At 62.8% G+C, this 20,907-nt stretch carries 23 protein-coding genes; 12 read left to right on the forward strand and 11 right to left on the reverse strand.

The genetic code is table 11. The features are described from left to right. Nucleotides 1–161 precede the first annotated feature (161 nt). The 4 genes from paaK to paaG all read right to left on the reverse strand — a co-directional run bounded on the left by paaK (nucleotide 162) and on the right by paaG (nucleotide 4,048). Nucleotides 162–1,487: a phenylacetate--CoA ligase PaaK gene (gene paaK, locus A462_RS29845; protein ID WP_032898677.1), complete on the reverse strand. Its 1,326-nt coding sequence runs from the start codon at nucleotides 1,485–1,487 to the stop codon at nucleotides 162–164. Nucleotides 1,488–1,588: 101 nt separating this feature from the next. Further along, nucleotides 1,589–2,800: a 3-oxoadipyl-CoA thiolase gene (gene pcaF / locus A462_RS29840; protein WP_008431047.1), complete on the reverse strand. Its 1,212-nt coding sequence runs from the start codon at nucleotides 2,798–2,800 to the stop codon at nucleotides 1,589–1,591. Then, the gene (paaI, locus tag A462_RS29835; RefSeq protein WP_008431049.1) at nucleotides 2,793–3,242 is read right to left on the reverse strand and encodes a hydroxyphenylacetyl-CoA thioesterase PaaI; all 450 of its coding nucleotides are present in this window, start codon (nucleotides 3,240–3,242) and stop codon (nucleotides 2,793–2,795) included. Before paaI ends, pcaF begins: the two co-directional genes overlap by 8 nt. A gap of 14 nt (nucleotides 3,243–3,256) precedes the next feature. Continuing rightward, nucleotides 3,257–4,048, reverse strand: a complete 792-nt coding sequence (paaG, locus tag A462_RS29830) for a 2-(1,2-epoxy-1,2-dihydrophenyl)acetyl-CoA isomerase PaaG (RefSeq protein ID WP_008431051.1) — start codon at nucleotides 4,046–4,048, stop codon at nucleotides 3,257–3,259. Nucleotides 4,049–4,409: 361 nt separating this feature from the next. Between paaG and paaY the strand changes: the two genes are divergently transcribed. From paaY to feaR (A462_RS29815), 3 genes are all read left to right on the forward strand, one after another. After that, nucleotides 4,410–5,000, forward strand: coding sequence for a phenylacetic acid degradation protein PaaY (gene paaY / locus A462_RS29825; RefSeq protein ID WP_003208885.1), 591 nt, complete (start codon nucleotides 4,410–4,412; stop codon nucleotides 4,998–5,000). Between the two features lie 61 nt (nucleotides 5,001–5,061). Further along, complete coding sequence (paaX, locus tag A462_RS29820) at nucleotides 5,062–5,985, forward strand: phenylacetic acid degradation operon negative regulatory protein PaaX (protein ID WP_003208883.1); 924 nt, start codon at nucleotides 5,062–5,064, stop codon at nucleotides 5,983–5,985. Between the two features lie 76 nt (nucleotides 5,986–6,061). Next, nucleotides 6,062–6,976, forward strand: coding sequence for a transcriptional regulator FeaR (gene feaR, locus A462_RS29815; protein ID WP_008431054.1), 915 nt, complete (start codon nucleotides 6,062–6,064; stop codon nucleotides 6,974–6,976). Nucleotides 6,977–7,106: 130 nt separating this feature from the next. Here feaR (A462_RS29815) and A462_RS29810 read toward each other — a convergent pair whose 3' ends face one another. From A462_RS29810 to A462_RS29785, 6 genes are all read right to left on the reverse strand, one after another. Further along, a complete protein-coding gene (locus tag A462_RS29810; protein ID WP_008431056.1) occupies nucleotides 7,107–7,628 on the reverse strand; it encodes a hypothetical protein in 522 nt (173 codons plus the stop codon). 124 nt (nucleotides 7,629–7,752) lie between these two features. After that, the gene (locus A462_RS29805; RefSeq protein WP_003208877.1) at nucleotides 7,753–8,274 is read right to left on the reverse strand and encodes a methylamine dehydrogenase light chain; all 522 of its coding nucleotides are present in this window, start codon (nucleotides 8,272–8,274) and stop codon (nucleotides 7,753–7,755) included. A gap of 19 nt (nucleotides 8,275–8,293) precedes the next feature. After that, nucleotides 8,294–8,914 (reverse strand): methylamine dehydrogenase accessory protein MauD, encoded by a 621-nt coding sequence (mauD, locus tag A462_RS29800; RefSeq protein WP_008431059.1) that lies wholly within the window; start codon nucleotides 8,912–8,914, stop codon nucleotides 8,294–8,296. A 3-nt stretch (nucleotides 8,915–8,917) separates the two neighbouring features. After that, a complete protein-coding gene (locus A462_RS29795) occupies nucleotides 8,918–9,457 on the reverse strand; it encodes a MauE/DoxX family redox-associated membrane protein (protein WP_008431061.1) in 540 nt (179 codons plus the stop codon). Between the two features lie 12 nt (nucleotides 9,458–9,469). Further along, nucleotides 9,470–10,618 (reverse strand): amine dehydrogenase large subunit, encoded by a 1,149-nt coding sequence (locus A462_RS29790; protein WP_008431064.1) that lies wholly within the window; start codon nucleotides 10,616–10,618, stop codon nucleotides 9,470–9,472. 344 nt (nucleotides 10,619–10,962) lie between these two features. Continuing rightward, a complete protein-coding gene (locus A462_RS29785) occupies nucleotides 10,963–12,087 on the reverse strand; it encodes a sensor histidine kinase (protein WP_008431067.1) in 1,125 nt (374 codons plus the stop codon). A 211-nt stretch (nucleotides 12,088–12,298) separates the two neighbouring features. Between A462_RS29785 and A462_RS29780 the strand changes: the two genes are divergently transcribed. The 9 genes from A462_RS29780 to feaR (A462_RS29740) all read left to right on the forward strand — a co-directional run bounded on the left by A462_RS29780 (nucleotide 12,299) and on the right by feaR (A462_RS29740) (nucleotide 20,142). Then, nucleotides 12,299–13,447 carry an acyl-CoA dehydrogenase family protein gene (locus A462_RS29780; RefSeq protein ID WP_003208868.1) on the forward strand — a complete coding sequence of 383 codons (1,149 nt, stop codon included), beginning with the start codon at nucleotides 12,299–12,301 and terminating at the stop codon, nucleotides 13,445–13,447. Between the two features lie 17 nt (nucleotides 13,448–13,464). Continuing rightward, nucleotides 13,465–13,836 carry a hypothetical protein gene (locus A462_RS29775; protein ID WP_003208867.1) on the forward strand — a complete coding sequence of 124 codons (372 nt, stop codon included), beginning with the start codon at nucleotides 13,465–13,467 and terminating at the stop codon, nucleotides 13,834–13,836. A gap of 3 nt (nucleotides 13,837–13,839) precedes the next feature. Continuing rightward, the gene (locus A462_RS29770; RefSeq protein ID WP_008431069.1) at nucleotides 13,840–14,310 is read left to right on the forward strand and encodes a nuclear transport factor 2 family protein; all 471 of its coding nucleotides are present in this window, start codon (nucleotides 13,840–13,842) and stop codon (nucleotides 14,308–14,310) included. Beyond that, on the forward strand, nucleotides 14,307–15,434 hold the full coding sequence (locus tag A462_RS29765; RefSeq protein ID WP_008431071.1) for an amidase: 1,128 nt from the start codon (nucleotides 14,307–14,309) through the stop codon (nucleotides 15,432–15,434). The genes A462_RS29770 and A462_RS29765 overlap by 4 nt, the downstream gene beginning before the upstream one ends. Nucleotides 15,435–15,458: 24 nt before the next feature. Continuing rightward, nucleotides 15,459–16,742, forward strand: a complete 1,284-nt coding sequence (locus A462_RS29760) for an aromatic ring-hydroxylating oxygenase subunit alpha (protein WP_008431073.1) — start codon at nucleotides 15,459–15,461, stop codon at nucleotides 16,740–16,742. After that, the gene (locus A462_RS29755) at nucleotides 16,739–17,230 is read left to right on the forward strand and encodes an aromatic-ring-hydroxylating dioxygenase subunit beta (RefSeq protein WP_008431075.1); all 492 of its coding nucleotides are present in this window, start codon (nucleotides 16,739–16,741) and stop codon (nucleotides 17,228–17,230) included. The genes A462_RS29760 and A462_RS29755 overlap by 4 nt, the downstream gene beginning before the upstream one ends. A 139-nt stretch (nucleotides 17,231–17,369) precedes the next feature. Then, nucleotides 17,370–18,110: an SDR family NAD(P)-dependent oxidoreductase gene (locus tag A462_RS29750; RefSeq protein ID WP_003208858.1), complete on the forward strand. Its 741-nt coding sequence runs from the start codon at nucleotides 17,370–17,372 to the stop codon at nucleotides 18,108–18,110. Between the two features lie 100 nt (nucleotides 18,111–18,210). Further along, nucleotides 18,211–19,161, forward strand: a complete 951-nt coding sequence (locus tag A462_RS29745; RefSeq protein WP_008431078.1) for a PDR/VanB family oxidoreductase — start codon at nucleotides 18,211–18,213, stop codon at nucleotides 19,159–19,161. Between the two features lie 60 nt (nucleotides 19,162–19,221). Continuing rightward, a complete protein-coding gene (gene feaR / locus A462_RS29740) occupies nucleotides 19,222–20,142 on the forward strand; it encodes a transcriptional regulator FeaR (RefSeq protein ID WP_032898680.1) in 921 nt (306 codons plus the stop codon). Nucleotides 20,143–20,289: 147 nt separating this feature from the next. Here feaR (A462_RS29740) and A462_RS29735 read toward each other — a convergent pair whose 3' ends face one another. After that, nucleotides 20,290–20,895: a response regulator transcription factor gene (locus A462_RS29735; RefSeq protein ID WP_003212609.1), complete on the reverse strand. Its 606-nt coding sequence runs from the start codon at nucleotides 20,893–20,895 to the stop codon at nucleotides 20,290–20,292. Between the last annotated feature and the right edge of the window lie 12 nt (nucleotides 20,896–20,907).

Genomic DNA, 20,907 nt, shown 5'->3' on the forward strand with positions numbered 1-20,907 from the left:
CGTTGAATCAGGATGCCCGCGTCATCGTTAACGACCTTCGCGAGCAAGCCCGCTCCCACATTTGAACCGTGTGCGCCTTTGATTTTGCTGGTGCTCTACCCCCACCCCAAAAAACGAGCAAAAAAAAGCCCCGCAAATGCGGGGCCAAAAAGGTGCAGCAGTCATGCTTTAGGGCGACGATCCATCACATGGCATGCCTTCCCCTCAGACCGCTTGATCGAATGCAGCGGCTGCAAAACGATACGCGAGCTGATCCCGATATACGTCTTGATGTGCCTGCTCAGTTCGCTGGAGACGGCTTTCTGTTGTTCATCATTGAGGTGCTGATGCTCAGCCTTCAGCTCCACATGCACATCCACACTGTCCAGGTTGCCATTACGATACAGATGTATCTCATAACACTCTGAAAGCTGTTTTATTTTAAGCACCTGCTCCTCGATCTGCGTGGGAAACACATTAACCCCGCGAATGATCAACATGTCATCACTGCGCCCGGTGATCTTGTCGATCCGCCGCATCGGCCGCGCAGTCCCCGGCAGCAACCGCGTCAAATCCCGGGTACGGTAGCGAATCATCGGCAGCGCCTCCTTGCTCAAGGAGGTAAACACCAGTTCTCCCATCTGCCCGTCCGGCAGCACCTCACCCGTCACCGGGTCGATGATCTCCGGGTAGAAGTGATCCTCCCAAATGGTCGGGCCATCCTTGGTTTCCGCACACTCCATGGCCACCCCAGGCCCCATGATTTCCGACAGCCCGTAAATATCCAGCGCCGTAATCCCCAGTCGCACCTCGATTGCACTGCGCAGCTCGGCAGTCCACGGCTCGGCCCCAAAGATCCCCAGTCGCAACGCCAGCTTCTGTGGATCAATGCCCTGGCGCTCGATTTCATCGGCAATGTTCAGCATGTACGAGGGCGTGACCATGATGATGTCCGGCTGGAAATCCTTGATCAGTTGCACCTGTTTTTCCGTCTGCCCGCCGGACATCGGAATCACCGTACAACCCAGGCGTTCCGCGCCGTAGTGGGCACCAAGGCCGCCGGTGAACAGCCCGTAGCCATAGGAAATATGCACCTTGTCGCCACGCCGCCCACCGGCCGCGCGGATCGAGCGGGCCACCACATTGGCCCAGGTGTCGATGTCGTTCTGAGTGTAACCCACCACCGTCGGCTTGCCGGTGGTGCCGCTGGACGCATGCAGGCGCACCACCTCGTTCATCGGCACGGCAAACATGCCGTAGGGGTAACTGTCCCGCAGGTCGCCCTTGGTGGTGAAAGGGAACCTGGCCAGGTCGTCCAGGGACTTGATGTCATCCGGGTGCACCCCCAGCGCGTCGAAGCGCTGACGGTACAGCGGCACATTCTGGTAGGCGTGGCGCAGGCTCCAGCGCAGGCGCTCCAGTTGATGGGCGCGCAGTTCGTCGACGCTGGCGGTTTCCAGCGGGTCCAGCACAGGGTTAAGCACGGCGTTTGGAATAGGCATGTTCATGAGTTCACTCGAATTATTTTTGTGTATCAGCCCACCGCACACCGCGGGCTTTGAGTGCATGCCCCAAGGATACCGCTAGGCTCCCCGGGAATCGCGAATCTTTAGTCGGACAGGCGCTCGATGATCAGCGCGATGCCCTGGCCCACGCCGATGCACATGGTGCACAGGGCGTAGCGGCCGCCACGTTCTTCCAGTTCATGCAGGGCGGTGGTTACCAGCCGTGCGCCGCTCATTCCCAGTGGATGGCCGAGGGCGATGGCGCCGCCGTTGGGGTTCACCCGTGGGTCGTTGTCCCCCAGGCCCAGCTCGCGCAGCACCGCCAGGCCCTGGGCGGCGAAGGCTTCGTTGAGCTCGATCACGTCCATGTCCGCCAGGCTCAGGTTGGCCAGTTCCAGCACCTTGCGGGTCGCCGGCACCGGGCCGATGCCCATGATGCGCGGTTCCACGCCGGCGGTGGCCATCGCCACCACCCGGCCGCGGGCGACCAGGCCGTGACGCTTGGCAACTTCCGCGCTGGCCAGCAGCAGGGCGCAGGCGCCGTCGTTGACCCCGGATGCATTGCCGGCAGTGATGCTGCCACCCTCGCGGAATGGCGTGCCGAGTTTCTGCAGTTGTTCAAGGGTGGTGTCGCCGCGGGGGTGTTCGTCGTGTTCCACCACCTTGGCCGGGCCTTTGCGCTGGGGAATTTCCACCGCGACGATTTCCCTGGCCAGGCGCCCGCTGGCCTGGGCGGCGGCTGCACGTTGCTGGCTGCGCAGGGCAAACGCGTCCTGGTCGGCGCGGGAGATATTGAACTGCTCGGCGACGTTTTCAGCGGTCTCCGGCATCGAGTCGATCCCGAAGGCCTTTTTCATCAGCGGGTTGACGAAGCGCCAGCCAATGGTGGTGTCGTATAGCTGCGCATCGCGGGAAAACGCCTGTTCGGCCTTGCCCATTACCAGCGGCGCACGGGACATCGACTCCACGCCGCCTACCAACATCAAGCCGGCCTCTCCACAGCGAATCGCCCGGGCCGCGCTGCCGATGGCGTCCAGCCCCGAGCCGCACAAACGGTTGAGGGTGGTGCCCGGCACGCTCACCGGCAGCCCGGCCAGCAGCGCCGACATGCGCGCCACGTTGCGGTTGTCTTCGCCGGCCTGGTTGGCGCAGCCGTAGATCACATCGTCGACGCTGCCCCAGTCCACTTGCGGGTGGCGGCGCAGCAGTTCGCGCAGCGGCACCGCTCCGAGGTCGTCGGCGCGCACGCTGCTCAAGGCGCCGGCGTAGCGGCCGATCGGGGTGCGGACTGCGTCGATGATCAAGGCGTCATTCATTCGGATTCTCCTGCGCCAGCACCGTGCCGCGCACTTTGTAGGATTTGCCATGGAACAGCGCAATCAGCTGGCCCAGTTGGTTTTCGATACGGACGTCGTAGTTGCCGGTGCGACCCGAGCGGCTTTGCTCGCGGCAATCGGCACTCAAGGTGTCGCCCAGGTGGGCCGGGGCGATGTAGTCGATGCTGCAGCCCAGCGCCACGGTGGCGTCGTTGTAGCTGTTGCAGGCCAGGGCGAATGCCGAGTCCGCCAGCGCAAACAGGTAGCCGCCGTGGCAGGTGCCGTGGCCCTGGATCATGTCGGCGCGCACGCTCATGCCCAGTCGTGCGCAACCCGGCGCCACCGAGAGCAGGCGCATGCCCATGCCCTGGCTGGCGGCATCGCGGCTGAACATGGCCTGGGCGCACTGGTTGGCCAGGTTCATGGCTTCATGGTTGGTCATGTGGTGCGTTCCTTTCAGCGGCCCTTGAAGCTTGGGCTGCGTTTTTCCATGAAGGCGGCGACGCCTTCGCGGTAATCCTCGCTGCGCCCGGCCAGGCGTTGCAGGTCGCGCTCCAGCTCCAGTTGTTGGTCAAAGCTGTTGCTCAGGCTGGCGTTCAGGCTGCGCTTGATCAGCGCCAGGCCGTAGGTCGGTTGCATGGCCAGGTGGCGGGCCAGGGTCAGGGCTTCGTTGCGCAATTCGGCGTCGTCCACGCAGCGGTAGATCAGGCCCCATTGCTCGGCCTGCTCGGCGCTCAGGCGGTTGCCCAGCAGGGCCAGCGCCTTGGCGCGGGCCATGCCCACCAGGCGCGGCAGGGTCCAGGTGCCGCCGGAATCGGGGATCAGGCCGATCTTGCAGAAGGCTTGGATGAAGTTCGCCGAGCGTGCTGCCAGCACCAGGTCGCAGGCCAGCGGGATGTTCGCGCCGGCACCGGCCGCCACGCCGTTGACCGCGCAGATCACCGGCAAAGGCAGGTCGCGCAGTTGGCGGATCAGCGGGTTGTAGAACTTCTCGATGGATTCGCCCAGGTCCGGCACCGCGCTGCCGGGTGCCACGTTGCGGTCGCTGAGGTCTTGCCCGGCGCAAAAGCCGCGGCCTTCACCGGTCAGCAGCAGCACGCGCACGTCGGGGTTTTCCTGGACTTGCTTCAACGCCTGCTGGACTTCGCCGTGCATCTGCGTGTTGAAGCTGTTGAGCTGGTCGGGGCGATTGAGGCTGAGCAGGGCGACGCCGGCCTCGATGGAAAACAGGATGTGTTCGAAGTTCATGGTCGTGAGGCCCTCACGGTGCACGCTCGGCGGTCAGCCGGCTCATTATTGGATCGGCGTGGTCAGCCGGTTTTGCCGGAGTATAGCTTTAACGTGATACATAAATGCAACGATAAAATTGATTTGGTGTGTCTTGTTTTGAGTTTGATGAAAATGAACTGCTCGCTGTGCTGGTCGGTAAATACCTGATAAATCCCCTATTTTATTGGCTTTACGTCGATTATCAGCGGCACCGTATCAAGCCACGGCGACACATGATTCAAGCGATACGCTTTTTCAGCTTTGTGCTTGTAAAAATGATGTGATACAAAATAAGCCAAGATCGGCATCGCTTTGCGAATACGCCATAAAAGGAATCCCCATGACTTGCTACAGCCTCGACGGCCTGACCCCGGTGGTCGACCCCACGGCCTACGTCCATCCCTCGGCGGTACTGATCGGCGACGTGATCATCGGCCCCCATTGCTATGTAGGGCCGCTGGCGAGTTTGCGCGGCGACTTCGGGCGCATCGTCCTCGAAGAAGGCGCCAACCTGCAGGACACCTGTGTGATGCACGGCTTCCCGGACAGCGATACGGTGGTCGAGCGCAACGGCCATATCGGCCACGGCGCCGTGCTGCACGGTTGCCGGATTGGCACCGATGCGCTGGTGGGCATGAATGCGGTGGTGATGGACAACGCCCGTATCGGCGCTCGCTCATTCGTCTCGGCGGCGGCGTTCGTCAAAGCCGGTTTCGAGTGCCCTGAGCAGTCGTTGGTGATGGGCGCGCCGGCCAGCGTCAAGCGCAGCCTCAGTGATGAAGAGGTGCACTGGAAACAAACCGGCACCCGTGAATACCAGCGCCTGGCTCAGCGTTGCCTGGAGCAGATGCAGGAATGCGCACCCCTGAGCGCACCGGAAGCTGATCGCCCACGCATCAGCGACAGCGGCCTGCGGCCCAAGGGCAGATGAATCGCCTGCATCCCGACGCCGCTAAAAACGGTATATTTTCTCTTTTTGCCTCGGTACGCCCATGTCGTCACTGACACCCCTGAACCAACTGATTACCCGCTTCCAGGAGCAGACGCCGATTCGCGCCAGTTCCTTGATCATCACCTTGTACGGGGACGCCATCGAACCCCACGGCGGGACGGTGTGGCTGGGCAGCCTGATCCAGTTGCTCGAACCCATCGGCATCAATGAACGGCTGATCCGCACCTCGATCTTTCGCCTGACCAAGGAAGGCTGGCTGACCGCCGAAAAAGTCGGGCGCCGCAGCTACTACAGCCTGACCGGTGCCGGGCGTCGGCGTTTCGACAAGGCCTTCAAGCGGGTCTACAGCTCCAGCGTGCCGGCATGGGATGGCTCGTGGTGCCTGGTGATGCTCACGCAGTTGACCCAGGACAAGCGCAAACAAGTGCGTGAAGAGCTGGAGTGGCAAGGTTTTGGTGCGATTGCCCCGACCGTGCTGGCCTGCCCACGCAGCGACCGCGCCGACGTCAACGCCACCTTGCTCGACCTCGGCGCCCAGGAAGACACCATCGTCTTCGAAACCACCGCCCAGGATGTACTGGCCTCCAAGGCCCTGCGGGTGCAGGTGCGCGAGAGCTGGAACATCGAGGAGCTGGCGGCCCATTACAGCGAGTTCATCCAACTGTTCCGACCGCTCTGGCAAGCGCTTCGCGAGCAGGAACAGCTACAGCCTGCGGATTGTTTCCTGGCACGGGTCCTGCTTATCCATGAGTACCGCAAACTGCTGCTGCGCGACCCGCAATTGCCCGATGAATTGCTTCCCGGCGATTGGGAAGGCCGCGCCGCCCGCCAGTTGTGCCGCAATATTTACCGGTTGATCTACGCCAAGGCCGAGGAATGGCTGAACAGCGCGCTGGAAACTGCCGACGGCCCGTTGCCGGACGTTGGCGAAAGCTTTTACCGGCGGTTCGGAGGCCTGAAATAAGGAGCGACGCTGTTCAGGAGAACGGGTGGAGTGATGTGGCGTAGAGAATAAAAATAAGCCTGCGTGAGGCCTGAACATGATGTCTTCAATTGCACAGCGCTGTGATGGGTTCGACCAATGGATCCATCAGATCAATCAGATCTGTGGCGCATTCGATGGGCAGATCCTGGGGGATGGTTTTTCCGGGCAGATCCGCGAGTACCAGAGCGGCGCGCTGAAACTCAGCTTTGTCGACGCCTGCCAGGCGCGGCTGTTTCGTACCCCCAGCCAAATCGCGGCGGGCGAGGGCGGCAAGTACTTTGCCGTGTTCCAGCTCGACGGCACGGCCGGCATGGCCCAGGGTGACAGCAAGGCGCTGTTGCGCGCCGGCGACATTACCCTGATCGATGCGGCGCACCCCAGCGACTTCACCTACAGCGAGAATTCGCGGCAGTTGTCGTTGATCCTGCCGTCGTACCTGGTGGAGCAGACCTTGCGTTTCAACCCGGTCAAATGCGGGCACCGGATCGAGGCGGCGTCGCCGATGGCGATGCTGTCCCGGCAGCTGATTCTGGAGGCCACCCGGCAAGACAACCTGACCTTGCAGGAAAGCGAGGCGACGCTGGAGGCGATCATCAACCTGCTGCGCCCGGCGATCAGCCAGGCGGGCGAGGGCAGCGACGCCCATGAACGAGTGTTCCGCAAGACGCTGGAGTGCATTGACCAGCACATTCGCTCCGAAGAGCTGTGCCCCGAGTGGCTGGCGCGGGAGGTGGGGATGTCGGTGCGCGGGCTGTACCGGATCTTTGCCCGCAAGGGCCTGGTGGTGGCGCGGTACATCAAGAACCGACGGCTGGATTTGTGTGCTGAATCCCTGCGCCAATCCAGGGTGGAGGAAAAGCTTTCGGTGCTGGGGTACTCGTGGGGGTTTTCGGATTCGAGTTATTTTTCGACGGCGTTCAAGTCACGGTTCGGCATTGCGCCGGGTGAGTACCGCAAACAACACGCCTGATCAGGGGATACGCCGATCAAAAATGTGGGAGCAGGCTTGCTCGCGAATGCGGTGTTTCAGTTGATGCATTGGGTGACTGACACACCGCATTCGCGAGCAAGCCCGCTCCCACATTTGGATCGCGTTTCGTTCAGTTGGGCATTCCATCTTCAATCGCAATCCCTTGCGCCCGCATTTCCTTGATCAACCCCGCCCTTGTGCCCGGCAGATTGAGCATCGCTTTGTGCCGTAACTCAGTCACTTCCGCAGCGCTATAGGGCTTGTAATCCACCGGCGTACTCTTGCCCGCCATCCCGTCCGGGCGCATCAGCCAGTTCAGCAAATCCGCCAGTTGCCCATCGTTCAGTGCCGACTGCGACATCCCCGGCACCCGTACCAAAAACTCCCGCCCGCCTGGCACCTTCAGAAAGTTGCCGACAAACCCGGTCATCCTCGGTGTGTCGTTTGCCGCCGAGCCCATGCCGCTGCCCAGATGGCAGCCGGCACACTGCAGCTGATAGTTGGTCGCCACGCTGTACCCGGCCTGGGCGATCGGCGTTTGCGGCGACTCATTCCCCGGTGCGTGCTTCTGGTTTGGATTGGGAATGGCCCGAGCCTGGGCGAGCGGGGTGGCGAAGACACACATCAAGCTCAGCAAAAACAACGTACGCATGACAAGCCTCTTGCACTGACCTGTGGCGAGGAAGCTTGCTCCCGTTGGGCTGTGCTGCGGCCCCAAGATCTTTGGGAGCGCTTCGCACTCCAACGGGAGCAAGCTCCCTCGCCACAAGGGTGGGTTAAACTGCGACGCCGCGAATGATCGAGACCGTGCAGTGGTAGATGTGGGATTTGGCCGCCAGGCACCAGTTCACATCGTTGTTGTTGAACGGCCGGTATGCCGGTTCCTCACTGTCGTTACGCGTGCACGCGCACTGGGCGCAGCTTTGCTTACCGCAGCAGTCGTTATAGGAAATGATGTAGTCCTTGCCATCCGCCGGGTTGCGGCAGGTGCCGATCCAGGTCACCTGGGACGCCTCGGTGCCCGGTGGGCAGGAGGTCACCGAACCGCCACAGCAACTGCACAGGAAACCGTCGATGGAGCAGTAGCGCCAGTAGTCGCAACTGTTCGGGTCGCCCGGGTCACCGGCTTTCGGATTATCGGCAGCCAGCGCCTTGCTGGTACGGTCCAGGGGCAGCAGCAGGGGCAACGCGGCGCCTGCGACCATCAGCGAACCCATACGGGCCAACAGTTTGCGTCGCGACGTGGTGTCGGCCAGGCGACGGGTCGAGCGCTCGAATAACAGATCCAGCAATTTCATGAGAGTCTCCCTGCCTTAATCAGTGGCTATGGCCGTGGCTGTGGTCGTGGGGCTGCGGCTGGCTGTTGAGGTATTCCTGCAGCGTCGCGCTTTTCAGGTGTTCGACTTCGAACAGGCTGTCCAGGTGCTCGCGGGAATTGACCAGGCCCTTGGCGCGCAAGGTGCCGCTCTTGTCGATCAGCGCGGCATACGGCAGCTTGCCGATCTGGTAGGTCATGCCGACTTCCGGGCCGACCACGTAGGTGACGTCGTCCAGCTTGTGTTCGGTGATCAGCGCTTGCTGGGCTTCCATGTCGCCGTCGCTGATAAACACCACGTCGAGTCGGTCAGCCTGTTCCCTGGCGATGGACTTGATCGCCGGCAACAGGGATTTGCAGATCGGGCAGGTGGGCGAGAGGAAGAACAGCAACTGGTTCTTCTCACCGGCATAGCCGAAGTTCACCGGGCGGCCTTTACGGTCGGAAGCGGTGACTTGCGGGGCCGGCTCATTCACCGCCACGCCCTTGTCGACCATCAGTGCGCCGGCCGGGGCGATGCGCCCGTGCAGCACACCAATCTGGCGCACCAGGCCCATCACGGCAAACGCCAGCGCCAGCAGCAGTACCCACAGCAGTACGTTGGAAACAATAAGGCCTTCCATTGATCACCTACCAATCAGTTTGAGCAGAAGAGGGGAGTTCGCCAGCAGGCCATCGGCTGCGGCGTAAATCAGCAGCGCGACGGCGCTGGCGGCGACGGTCACGAAGCCGTCGAAAAAACCCAAGTCACGGGCAATCGGCAGCACGCTGGCCAGCAGGGCCACGGCCACCAGTGCGCCGTTGCGCAATAGCAGGATCGGCCGCAACGGCTGCGCCTGGTCGGGGCCTGCGCAGCCGCAGTCGATGTCCCGGCGGCCGCGCCACAGGTTGATGCCAATGGCGGCGGCGTACAGTGCAATCAGGCCGGCGGCGCCGAGGGCGGCCCAGGAACGGCTGGCCGGCACCAGCAGGGCAAAGGCAATCACCAGTTCCAGCAACGGGATTACCCGGGCGGCGGGGCGAGTCACTGCCTCTGGCAGCAACTGGTAATCGGCCAGTTGCCGGGCGAAGCGTGCCGGTGCGCGCAACTTGTGGGTCGCGGCACTGGCCAGCAACACCGCGATGGCGAGGGCGCTGGCAATGATGAAGATCGGGTCGATATGCATGGCCGAACCTCTTTAGTAGCTCATGATCTGGGTTGCGGTCTTCGCTACCTTGGCCATGCTACCGGTGAGTTTGTTGGTCTTGAGGTCGAAGATCTGCAAGCCGCCTTCGACGTCGGCGCCCAGCAACAGGGGCTTGTCGTCGCCGGTGGCCTGCATGCTCCAGACCGGGGTCGGGGCTTCCAGGGTGGCTATCTTCTTCATGGTCTTGAGGTCATAGGCCCAGATGATGGTGCTCGGGTCTTCCCACTTCATCGGCTCGTGGTTGTCGTGCATCAGCACGTACATGCGGTTGAGCTTTGGTGCCACAGCCATCAACTGCCAGCCACCCGGGGCCCAGCCGGTTTTCTTTTCCGCATCGGTGGTGAGTGACCAGGACGGCAGGATTTTCGGCTCATCGCCGGAGAAATCTACCGGGCGGATGGTGCCGGTGGTGGTGGTGAAGTAGTAGGTGTCGCCCACGTTCACCGCGCGTTCGTTGAGCTTCTCGGCGTTGGGGTCGAAGAAGTGCGTGCGGTTGCGCGAGGTTTCCTGGCCCTGCTCGTTCAGCGTCACCACTTGCAGGCTGCCGTCGCCGCACAGGGAGGCGAAGCGGCGAGTGCCGACCGGGTAATTGAGTACGCAGCCCGGGATCGCGATTTCGGCGGTGACGGAGCGGGACTGGGTGTCGACCACGGTCACCGAGGTGGAGGGTGTGAAGTTGTAGACGTAGACGAAGCGGTCATCGCCGCTGGTCTTCAGGCCATAGCGCTGGGTCAGGGATTCGGCGCGTTTGTTCGGGATCAGCACTTCCCAGGCGGGCGACAGGCTGGAGCTGTCCCAGGCGGTGAGCACATCGGTGCGATCGCCCCGGGTGCCGCGGGAATAGTAGATGTCGGCGCTGTACAGGGTCTTCTGGTCGTGGCTCAGGGCCGAGGGCGCGGCGAAGCCGGTGGGGACCATGCCGAGGACGCGCTTCTTGTCGGGATCTACCACGGTGACGCGGCCGACCACGAAGCTTTCGAATTCGACGTCTACCACGAATGCGCGGTGGGCTTCCGGTGGAAAGGCCAGGGTGGTCTGGCCGATGGTGTCTGGCGGTAAATCCGCCCGGGCGCTGTTCAAGCCGAGTACAAGCAGGCCCAGACCCAGCGCTGACTGTACGTTGATCCTGTTGCTTCGCATTAGGGGCACTCCCTGAATTATTGTGTTTTGCTAATCGCGGGTGCTTTGGCAGATTCTTGCAAGTGGATTCTGCCTTGTGGGGCGATTGCAAGAATTGTTGTGTCTGCCAAGTGGTTGTGTGTCTGTGCCAATGGTTTGGGGTAGGGTGTATATCCGTTATTTTTGTTATGGCAGAAACGGGTTCCGCTCTTGCAGCGGCTCACTTTTGAACAGCCCTGTAGGCGCTGGCTTGCCGGCGATGGTCGTTAACGATGACGTTGGCATCCTGAATAAACGCGGCGACCTCACGTTTTTCGCCGGCAAGCCGGCTCCTACAGAAAAGCCGCTTCGCAAATGCCCCAATCTCACGACCCCACCAAAGGCAACGAAAAACTGAACACCGCCCCACACGGCTCCAGATTCTGCGCCCAGATATCCCCCTGATGCCGACCAATGATGTTCTTGCACAACGCCAGCCCAATCCCGTTACCACCCACCTTCGACGAAAAGAACCCGTCAAAGATTTTCTCCCGCGCCACGGCCTGAATCCCGCGCCCACAATCCTCGACACTCAACCGCGCCACGTTTCCATCCCGGCAGGCATGCAACCGCAGCACCCGACGCTCCACGGGCAGCTCACTCATCTCTTCAATGGCATTGAACGCCAGGTTCAGAATCACCTGCCCAATCAGCACCTTCTCGCACTGCACCATCAGCGGTTCCGCGCTCGGGACGATCTCCAGCCGCACCTGACTCGGCTCGGCCCGCAGGCTGATGAAATATCGGGTTTCCTGCAGCAACTCATTGAGGTCCACCCACTCCGCGCTCTGCTCCAGCTTGACCACATAATCACGCACACTCTTGATGATCGTTGACGCATGCTCGACCTGCCGCACGGCACTTTGCAGCCCCCAGTTCACCCCCTGGTCGGCACTGCGGGGATCGCCCAGACGAATCAAAACCCCCTCGATAAAATTGCGCGTGGCCGCCAGTGGCTGGCTCAACTCATGAGCAATCGCCACCGCCATCTCGCCCATGGCGTTGTATCGGGCCAGGTATTCAAGCTGCTGTTCACTGACACGCCGGGCTTCCTCAGCGCGGATCAGGTCCCGCTTCACCTTGTCTTCCCGGGAAATATCCCGGAACTGCACCATCAGCACGTCGCGCCCGTCCAGGTGCACCAGCGTCGCGACCGCTTCCGAAAGAATCTCCACCCCGGCCTTGGAGCGATAACACCACTCGATGGTGCGCTGGCCACTGCGGGCCGCGCGCTCGAGCCAACGCAGGCCGATGGAGCGCTTGTACTTCGGTGCGTCCCGGGTCATGTCCGGGGCCTTGAGCGGGATCAGTTCTTCCAGGGTAAACCCCAGCGCCGACAGCGCCGCGGTGTTGGCCCAGAGGATGTCCTTGCTCTGCGCATCGTGAAGGATGGTGCAGATCGGCATGGCTTCGATCAGGGTGTGGAAATCATTGTTATTGGGTAGGTACATCGCGTAGCCCTTGGCGGTGGAGGGGACGACTACGGTGGCAAGTTATACCGGTTTGCATCGGGGGGCACGCTCAGAAGTAATCGGGGGCGCACTAGGGGATTTCTTTAGCCGGTGGGCTGCACGCCCCAATAGTTGACGGTGGTCGGGCTTTTTACACTGGACCTATCAACGCCCGACACGGCGTCCATAACAACTACAACGGAGAAAGCCCATGCTGCGTTCGGCCCTCGTGCAACCAGACGCTTTACCCGACGTGCAGCCCACGCTGTTCCAGCAGGTGCTCGATGAAGTGCGCCAGCGCCGCGACGAGTTCGACGCCGGCTCCCACGTGCCACGGGACATGATCGAACGCTTCAAGCAGGTGGGCATCTACCGGGCGGCCACGCCCCGTTGTTTCGGCGGCGATGCCCTGGCCCCCGCAACGTTCTTGCAGATGATCGAGCGCATATCCGAAGCCGATGGCTCTGCCGGCTGGGTTGCCAGCTTCGGCAGCGCCGGGGTGTATCTTGCGGCCTTGCCCCAGGAAACCCTCGCCGAACTGTACGCCGACAGCCCCGACCTGGTGTTTGCCGGTGGCCTGTTCCCGTTGCAGCCGGCGGAAACCGTCGAGGGCGGCTGGCAGGTCAACGGCACCTGGAAGTTTGCCAGCGGCTGCAAAGGCGCCGACCTGCTGGGCGTGGGCATCGGTGCGGCGGGCGGCAAGCCACGCACTGCCGTGTTCAAGCCCGGCCAGGTTGAAATCATCGAAAACTGGGACGTGGTCGGCCTCAAGGGCACCGGCAGCCATGACCTGCGAGTTACCGACCAATACATCGACGAGCGCTGGACTTTCATCCGTGGCGGCGCCGCCACCATCGACGAGCCGCTGTTTCGTTATCCCTCGATTGCCTACGCCGCCCAGGTGCTGGCGGTGGTCAACCTCGGCCTGGCCCGCGCGGCCCTCGATGAAATCAGCGCCATGGCCAGCGGCAGCGGCATCACCGGCGCACCGAAACTGGCGGACCGCGCCTACGTGCGCATCGAAATCGCCAAGGCCGAAGCGCGGCTGAGCGCCGCTCGGGGTTTTTTCTACGGCGCCACCGAACAAGTGTGGAACTCGATCCTCGCCGGCAACCCGGTCACGGCCGAGCAAACCAGCTTGCTGCGCTTGACCGCCATTCACGTGTCCCAGGCCGGCGCCGCCGTGGTGCAGAGCGCCTACAGCCTGGCGGGCACCACCGCGATCTACCTGCGCCACCCGCTGCAACGCTACCTGCGCGACGCCATGGTGGTGACCCAGCACGCCTTCCTCAGCGAAGGCCTGTACGACGGCGCGGGCTCGGTGTTCCTAGGCGTTCCTCCATTTCCTGGCTACATCTGACTTTCAAGGATCAACCCATGTCCCAAGCCACTCAAGAACCGCTGCGCGTCGTCTTCTGCATCGGCATCACCCAGAACTTTTTCGACCTGCCTACCGGCGAAGGCCTGAGCGTGTGGAAAGGCTTCAGCCAGATGATGGGCGACCTCGGCGCCATGCCGGGCATCAACGTGCTGGGGGCGATGGATGACGACCGCTTGATGGTCGGCCCGTCGACCACCTCGCCGTGGACCGTCTACATCATGGCCGACGTCGACTGCCACCAGTCGGTGATCGACGCCTGCAACCTGTTCCGTACCACGCCGGTGGGTGAATACAGCCTGTGGCGCTACGCCAAGGTCGAAGCACGGATCGGCCGCCCGCTGACCATTCCCGAAGCGGCCAGGGTGTGAGCCATGGACCTGTTGCAGCGTGTTGAAACCCTTGAAGGGGAGAGCCAGGTAAGGCGCTTGATGGCGCGCTACATGGACCTGTGCGACGTGCCCCGGGCGGCGACCAACGTTCGCGAGTTGGCCGAGCTGTTCACCGTGGATGCGGTGTGGGAAGGCATTGGCACAAGTACCGCGCAGACCTTCGGCCAGCATCGGGGGCGCGACGCGGTGGCGGCGTTTGTCGGCAGCTACCTGCCACCATCGGAACACTTTGCGCTGAACCTGCATTACCTCACCAGTGAGTCGATCCAGGTAGACGGCAGCGCGGCTGCAGGGCAGTGGATCATGCAACAGATTTCCACCTACGCCGACCAGCGCAGCGAGTTGTTCGGCACGCGGCTGACCATCGATTTTCGCCGTGTCGACGGCACCTGGCTGATCGCGCATTTCCGTACGCAGCGCCTGTTCAATAGCATGTTGGGGGTGAACCCATGAGTACCTTCGTCAGCGAATTTTTACTCGGCGGCAGCGGCCGACGCGTGGCCATCAAGGATTCCATCGACATCGCCGGGTATCCGACCCGCTCGGGCAGTCGTGCCTTTGCCGATGCTCCGCCGGCGACGCGGCATGCGCACGTGGTGCAGGCGGTCCTGGATGCCGGCTGGCAGATCGTCGGCAAGACCAGCCTGCATGAACTGGCATTTGGCGTCACCGGCATCAACGACTGGAGCGGTACGCCCGTCAATCCCCAGGCGCCAGACCGCGTGCCGGGCGGCTCCTCCAGCGGTTCGGCCGCGGCGGTTGCGGCGGGCCTGGCGGATATCGCCATTGGTACCGACACCGGCGGCTCGGTGCGGGTGCCGGCGGCGTGCTGCGGGATTGCCGGGTTGAAACCGACCTATGGCCGAGTCAGCCGCATTGGCGCGCAACCGGCGGTATCCAGCCTCGATTGCGTCGGGCCGCTTGCCGCGAACATGCAGGACCTGATTGCCGCGATGCAGGTGATTTGCCCGGGTTTCCAGGCACAGGCGGCGCCGTCCGGCAGCGTGCCGGTGGGCTTTCTGGATGTGGCCTGTGAGCCATGGCTGAAGGCGAGCCTGATGGCTGCCGTCGACGCGGCCGGCTGGCGTCAGCAGCGTCTGCATCTGGACGACTTTGACACGGCGTTCGGCGCCGGCCTTACGGTGATTAACGTCGAAAACTGGGCAGCCTTCGGTCACCTCACCGGCAAGGGCCTGATCGGTGCGGATGTCGAACAACGCTTGTTGGCTGCCAGCCGCACCAGCGCTGCTGATTTGGCCGAAGCCGAAGTCGTGCGCACCCGCTTCAGTCATCAGGTGGACGCCGCGCTCGAAGAATTCTCCGTGTTGCTGCTGCCGACGATGCCAGACCTGCCGCCGACCCTGGCCGAAGCCCGCAACGGCAGCCAGGCCGTGGCCCGCATGACGCCATTGGTGCGGCCATTCAACCTCAGCGGCCACCCGGCGTTGACGGTGCCGGTGACCCTGGCCGACAGCGGGCTGAAGGTGGGGCTACAGATTGTCGGCCGTAAGGGCCAGGACGAATGGGTGTGTGCCCTCGGCGCACAACTGCAGCAGAGCATCACGGCTCGCCAATAAGAACAACGCCTTGAGGAGGGCTCTATGAGTACCCATGAATACCGGCTGATTGCCAAATCGAAAAGCCTCGACGAGTTGGTCAAGCACGATCGCGTCGACGTCTCGCTGTACAACGACCCGGCGCTGTTCGAGGCCGAACTGGAAAAGATCTTCTACCGCACCTGGGTCTGGGTCGCCCATGAAAGCGAAGTGCTCAACAGCGGCGACTTCAAGATCGCGACCATTGGCCGGCGCCCGGTGATTGTGGTGCGCGACAAGAAAGGCGCGATCAACGTGCTGGAAAACCGCTGCCGCCACCGTGGCGCCACGGTTTGCGAGAAGCACAAGGGCAACGCCACCGGCTTCACCTGCCCGTATCACAGCTGGTCCTATGGTTTGGACGGCAAGCTGCGGGCGCTGCCTTACCCGGACGGCTACGAAGGCATCCTGGAAAAGTCCGAGTTACCCCTGACCAGCCTGCGGGTGGACAGCTACGCCGGGATGGTATTCGCCAGCTACAACGACGATATCGAACCGTTGGCCGACTTTCTCGGCGGCGCCAAACACTGGATGGACCTGTTCATGAAGCAGGGCGCCGGCTACCCGATCAAGACCCAGGGCGAACACAAGTTCAGCTTCAAGGGCAACTGGAAGATCCAGCTGGAAAACACCACCGACGGCTACCACTTCCCGATCGTGCACAAGTCGTTCATGTCGTCGGTGGACGCCGAGACCTCGGAAATGCTCTCGTTCATGACCGACGAGCAGGCCGTCACCCATTCCCTGGGCAATGGCCACAGCGTGATGGTGATGGTGCCCGAGCATGTCGACCTGGACCACGACGACGGTACCGAGCAATTGCAGGAGCGTTTCGCCCACGTCACCGAAGAACTGTCGAAAACCATGGAGCCGGCCCAGGTGCGACGCATCGTGCGCTCGCTGCACGGTGCCGGGTTCAACCTCAACCTGTTTCCCAATGTCGCCATGTCGATGTCGTTCTTCCGGGTGCTGCGCCCGGTGTCGGTCACCGAGACCGAAATCCGCCACGTCGCCCTGGGCATGGAGGGCGGCCCACAGGTTGCCAACCGCGAGCGCCTGCGCATCCACGAACACTTCCAGGGCCCGTTCGGCTTTGGCAGCCCCGACGACGCCGAAGCCTGGGACCGGGTGCAACGCGGCTCGTATGCCGGCGTGGACGCACCGATCCTGGTCAACCGTGGCCTGAACCGCGAAGTGCTGGCCGACAACGGCGACAAGGTATCCCACGCCACTGATGAAGGCGGCATGCGCGGGGCCTATGACATGTGGAAAAGGATGATGAGCCAATGAACACCCTGACTGGTTTTACCGCACCGCTGGCCCAGGCCATCGAATTCATCTGGCGTGAAGCCGAACTGCTGGACCACAAGGACTACGTGCAATGGGCCGCGTTGTGGAGCGAGAGCGGGCGCTACGTCGTGCCGATCGACCCGGACACCGAGGATTTTGAAGCCAACCTCAACTACGCCTATGACGATGCGCGCATGCGTGACCTGCGCATCGAACGGCTGACGGCGGGGTATTCACCGTCAGCGGTGGATGCGGCGAAAACCGTGCGCAGTGTCTCGCGATTCACCCTGGTGGAAGCGGCGGGCGAGGTGGTGGAGGTTAACTGTGCGCAGCTGCTCTATGCCTACAAGCGCGGGGTGCACACGCCGTTCGTGGCCGACCTGAATTACCGCATCCGGTTCAGCGCCGGGGTCGCGACCCTGGAGCGCAAGGTGGTGCGGCTGATCAATTCCACCGACAGCCTGAGTGCACTCGGCTTTCTGTTGTAAGCACGATTCAAACAACGACACAAAACCAATGTGGGAGCGGGCTTGCTCGCGAATGCGGTGGATCAGTCGCCACATGCATTGACTGACACACCGCATTCGCGAGCAAGCCCGCTCCCACAGTTGAGATGAGGACATCCTGATGAACCGAATCGCGCTTGTAACCGGCGCCTCCCGTGGCCTCGGCGAATGCATCGCCCGGCGCCTGCACGCCGCAGGCTACCGCGTGGGCCTGGCGGATGTGCACCTGGACGGCGTGCAGCGCCTGGCCTCTGAACTCGACAACCGCGGCGAAACCGCCGTCGCCATCGAGCTGGATGTGCGCAACAAGGCCGATTTTATTCGCGCCCGGGACCTGCTCAGCGAGCGCTGGGGCGGCACCGATATCCTGGTGAACAACGCCGGGGTGTCGAAAGTTGCGGCGCTGATGGACATCACACCCGAGGAATTCGACGAATCGATGGCGATCAACCTGCGTGGCACGTTCGTCGCCTGCCAGGTGTTTGGTGCGCATTTCGCCGAACGAGGGTTCGGCCGCATCGTCAATATCGCCTCCCTCGCCGGGCAAAACGGCGGCACTGCCACTGGCGCGCATTACGCCGCGGCCAAGGGTGGCGTGGCTACGCTGACCAAGGTCTTCGCCCGTGAACTGGCGCCCCGGGGCGTGACGGTCAACAGCATTTCGCCAGGCCCGCTTGATTTGCCGGTGGTGCGCGAAACCGTGGCGCCGGAGCGCCTGGAGCAGATCCTCAAGATTATCCCGACGGGCACCCTCGGCGACCCGCACACCATCGCCGACACCGTGCTGCTGTTGATCGCCGACCACGCCGCCTCGATCACGGGCGCGTGCTGGGACATCAACGGCGGGCTGTTCATGCGCTAGTCATCGCCGAAGAGAGTGGGCCTGCTGCGCAGTCCAGCGGGAGCAAGCTCCCTCGCCACAGGTTAGCGTTCAACCGAAACAACAGGATTCAGGTGCTGCAATGATGAAGGTGAAGATCGAACGCATCGTCGATGAAGCGCTGGATATCCGTTCCTTTCGCCTCGTGCGCAGTGACGGCCAGCCCCTCGACAGTTATGAGCCCGGGGCCCATGTGGACCTTACCGGGCCAACCGGCGTCACCCGCCAGTATTCGCTGTGCAGCCCGCCCCACGATGGCCGCGCGTACCTGGTGGCGGTGAAGAAAGAGGCGCAATCCCGTGGCGGCTCCCTGGCCCTGCATGAGCAGGTGCGGGAGGGCATGGAACTGGAGATGGGCGCGCCGCGCAACCTGTTCCGCCTCGACCCGGAGGCGCCGGCCCATGCGCTGTTTGCCGCCGGTATCGGGGTGACGCCGCTGTTGAGCATGGCCTATCGACTGGCCGACAGCGGCCAGCCGTGGCGCCTGCACTATTTTGCACGTTCGGCGCAGTACGCTGCGTTTACCCAGCTGTTGGCCGATACGTTCGGTGAGCATGTGCAGTTTCACTATGGCGTCGAGCCGGGTGCGCTGGATGCGGCCTTGAGCGCCTGCCTGGACCAGGCGGGCGCGGCTGCCCACGTCTACACCTGCGGCCCCGCGCCGTTCATGCACAAGGTGGTGGAAGTGGCGGCCCGCAGCCGTCCCGAGGAAGCGATCCACCTGGAGCACTTCCAGGCCGACCCGGCGGCGAACGCCGGGCCCAGCGGTGGTTTCGAGGTGGAGCTGGCCAGCTCCGGCGTGGTGCTGCAAGTACCGGCGAATACCAGCCTGGTGGACGTATTGCAGGCCCACGGTTGCGACATCGACACCGAGTGCCGCGAAGGCCTCTGCGGCACCTGCATTGTCGAGGTGCTGGAAGGCGTGCCCGAGCACCGTGACAATTGCCTGTCGACCAAGGAGAAGGCCGCCAACCGGCAGATTTGCGCGTGTGTTTCCCGGGCGGTTTCCGCTCGTCTGGTATTGGATATTTGATCGGCGCTACCCGTAAGATTGCTGGGACCAAAAAAATAAAAAACGTGAGGCCTTGCGGTCATGATGAGTTCAACGGTGCAACGTAACGAATCGTTCGAGCGTTGGTTACAGCAGGTTAACCAGGCCTGTGGACGCTTCGATGCCAGGGCCCTGGGCGCGGGGTTTTATGGGGAATTGAGCGAGTTTCGCAGCGGCGCGATCAAGCTCAGTGTGGTCGATATGGCCCAGGTGCATCTGTATCGCAGCAGCAAGGAAGTCAGTACGGGCAATGAAGGGCACTACTACGCGGTGTTCCAGTTGCAGGGCAGCGCGCAGCTGGAACAGGGCGACAACCGTGCGCAGCTGGGCTGCGGTGACATCGCCCTGATCGACGCCTGCCGCCCCAGTGACATGACCTACCACGACAACTCCCGGCAATTGTCGCTGATCCTGCCGCGCCAGGTGGTGGAGCGCGGTTCGCACTTCACGGCGGTCAACTGCGCGACGCGGATCTCGGCGCGCACGCCGTTGGCGCTGATGGCCAGCCAGATGGTGCTCGACACCCGCCAGCAAAACGACCTGGGTATGCAGGAAAGCGAAGCCGTGCTGGATGCATTGGTCAGCCTGCTGCTGCCGGGGATCAGCGCCCGGGACAACGGTGTGGACACCCAGGAACGGCAGTTTCGCAAGACCATCGCCTACATCGATGCGCACATCGGCGCCGAAGAACTCTGCCCCGAGCTGATCGCCCGGGAAGTCGGGGTGTCGGTGCGCGGGCTGTACCGGATGTTTTCCAAGCGCGGGCTGGTGGTGGCGCAATACATCAAGCACCGACGCCTGGATTTCTGCGCCGAATCCCTGCGCCATTCGCCGGCGGAGCAGAAGCTGTCGGCGCTGTGTTATGCCTGGGGCTTCTCCGACTCCAGCTACTTCTCATCGGCGTTCAAGTCGCGCTTCGGCGTGTCACCGGGCGAGTACCGCAAGCGCTATAGCCATCATTGATGCGTGCCGCTCCCGAACCTGGAATGCATTTTCCTATGGGAGCCGGGCGTGCCCGCGATGCAGGCCACTCGTTCTGACAGGTACACCCCAGCGATCCCTTCGCAGCCTCGCCAAGGCTCGACAGCTCCCACATTCAATCATCGCGCCCTAGGGATACAGCACCTCGCGGACCAGCATGGCGATGCTGGTCACGCCCATCTTTTCCTTGATCTTGGTGCGGTGCACGTCAACGGTCTTCACGCTGATGTTCAGCTCGCGGGCAATCACCTTGCTCGCCTTGCCGTCCACCACCAGCATCAACACTTCTCGCTCCCGGCTCGTCAGCAGCGCCAGCTTGCCTTGCAGGTGCTCGCGCTGTTCCTGGTCGGCTTGGGCCTGTACAGCGGTCTTCAGCGCGGCCTGGATGCGGTCGATCATCTGTTGCGGGTTGTAGGGCTTCTCGACGAAATCCAGCGCGCCGTTTTTCATTGCGGTGACCGACATCGGTATGTCGCCGTGGGCCGACACGAAGATGGTCGGCAAGGTGCTGCCGCGCCGGTTGAGGATCTCCTGCAACTGGAAGCCGCTGGTCTGCGGCATGCGCACGTCCAGCACCAGGCAGGCGGGCTGGCGCGGGTCGTAGTGCGCAAGGAACTCTTCGGCCCCGGCGAAACATTGGGCCTTTACGCTGACCGACTCCAGCAGCCAGGCCAGCGAGGTACGCAGGTCTTTGTCGTCATCAACGATGTAAACAATCGGTGTGCGAATTTCCATCAGGGACTGCCA

The organism is Pseudomonas sp. Ag1, assembly GCF_000278565.1.
Taxonomy (GTDB): Bacteria; Pseudomonadota; Gammaproteobacteria; order Pseudomonadales; family Pseudomonadaceae; genus Aquipseudomonas.

What these genes read in the sequence shown, in the direction of transcription:
- paaK (WP_032898677.1), bottom strand. Translation starts at nt 1,487, where the DNA reads ATGAACATGCCTATTCCAAACGCCGTGCTTAACCCTGTGCTGGACCCG.
- pcaF (WP_008431047.1), bottom strand. Translation starts at nt 2,800, where the DNA reads ATGAATGACGCCTTGATCATCGACGCAGTCCGCACCCCGATCGGCCGC.
- paaI (WP_008431049.1), bottom strand. Translation starts at nt 3,242, where the DNA reads ATGACCAACCATGAAGCCATGAACCTGGCCAACCAGTGCGCCCAGGCC.
- paaG (WP_008431051.1), bottom strand. Translation starts at nt 4,048, where the DNA reads ATGAACTTCGAACACATCCTGTTTTCCATCGAGGCCGGCGTCGCCCTG.
- paaY (WP_003208885.1), top strand. Translation starts at nt 4,410, where the DNA reads ATGACTTGCTACAGCCTCGACGGCCTGACCCCGGTGGTCGACCCCACG.
- paaX (WP_003208883.1), top strand. Translation starts at nt 5,062, where the DNA reads ATGTCGTCACTGACACCCCTGAACCAACTGATTACCCGCTTCCAGGAG.
- feaR (WP_008431054.1), top strand. Translation starts at nt 6,062, where the DNA reads ATGATGTCTTCAATTGCACAGCGCTGTGATGGGTTCGACCAATGGATC.
- A462_RS29810 (WP_008431056.1), bottom strand. Translation starts at nt 7,628, where the DNA reads ATGCGTACGTTGTTTTTGCTGAGCTTGATGTGTGTCTTCGCCACCCCG.
- A462_RS29805 (WP_003208877.1), bottom strand. Translation starts at nt 8,274, where the DNA reads ATGAAATTGCTGGATCTGTTATTCGAGCGCTCGACCCGTCGCCTGGCC.
- mauD (WP_008431059.1), bottom strand. Translation starts at nt 8,914, where the DNA reads ATGGAAGGCCTTATTGTTTCCAACGTACTGCTGTGGGTACTGCTGCTG.
- A462_RS29795 (WP_008431061.1), bottom strand. Translation starts at nt 9,457, where the DNA reads ATGCATATCGACCCGATCTTCATCATTGCCAGCGCCCTCGCCATCGCG.
- A462_RS29790 (WP_008431064.1), bottom strand. Translation starts at nt 10,618, where the DNA reads ATGCGAAGCAACAGGATCAACGTACAGTCAGCGCTGGGTCTGGGCCTG.
- A462_RS29785 (WP_008431067.1), bottom strand. Translation starts at nt 12,087, where the DNA reads ATGTACCTACCCAATAACAATGATTTCCACACCCTGATCGAAGCCATG.
- A462_RS29780 (WP_003208868.1), top strand. Translation starts at nt 12,299, where the DNA reads ATGCTGCGTTCGGCCCTCGTGCAACCAGACGCTTTACCCGACGTGCAG.
- A462_RS29775 (WP_003208867.1), top strand. Translation starts at nt 13,465, where the DNA reads ATGTCCCAAGCCACTCAAGAACCGCTGCGCGTCGTCTTCTGCATCGGC.
- A462_RS29770 (WP_008431069.1), top strand. Translation starts at nt 13,840, where the DNA reads ATGGACCTGTTGCAGCGTGTTGAAACCCTTGAAGGGGAGAGCCAGGTA.
- A462_RS29765 (WP_008431071.1), top strand. Translation starts at nt 14,307, where the DNA reads ATGAGTACCTTCGTCAGCGAATTTTTACTCGGCGGCAGCGGCCGACGC.
- A462_RS29760 (WP_008431073.1), top strand. Translation starts at nt 15,459, where the DNA reads ATGAGTACCCATGAATACCGGCTGATTGCCAAATCGAAAAGCCTCGAC.
- A462_RS29755 (WP_008431075.1), top strand. Translation starts at nt 16,739, where the DNA reads ATGAACACCCTGACTGGTTTTACCGCACCGCTGGCCCAGGCCATCGAA.
- A462_RS29750 (WP_003208858.1), top strand. Translation starts at nt 17,370, where the DNA reads ATGAACCGAATCGCGCTTGTAACCGGCGCCTCCCGTGGCCTCGGCGAA.
- A462_RS29745 (WP_008431078.1), top strand. Translation starts at nt 18,211, where the DNA reads ATGATGAAGGTGAAGATCGAACGCATCGTCGATGAAGCGCTGGATATC.
- feaR (WP_032898680.1), top strand. Translation starts at nt 19,222, where the DNA reads ATGATGAGTTCAACGGTGCAACGTAACGAATCGTTCGAGCGTTGGTTA.
- A462_RS29735 (WP_003212609.1), bottom strand. Translation starts at nt 20,895, where the DNA reads ATGGAAATTCGCACACCGATTGTTTACATCGTTGATGACGACAAAGAC.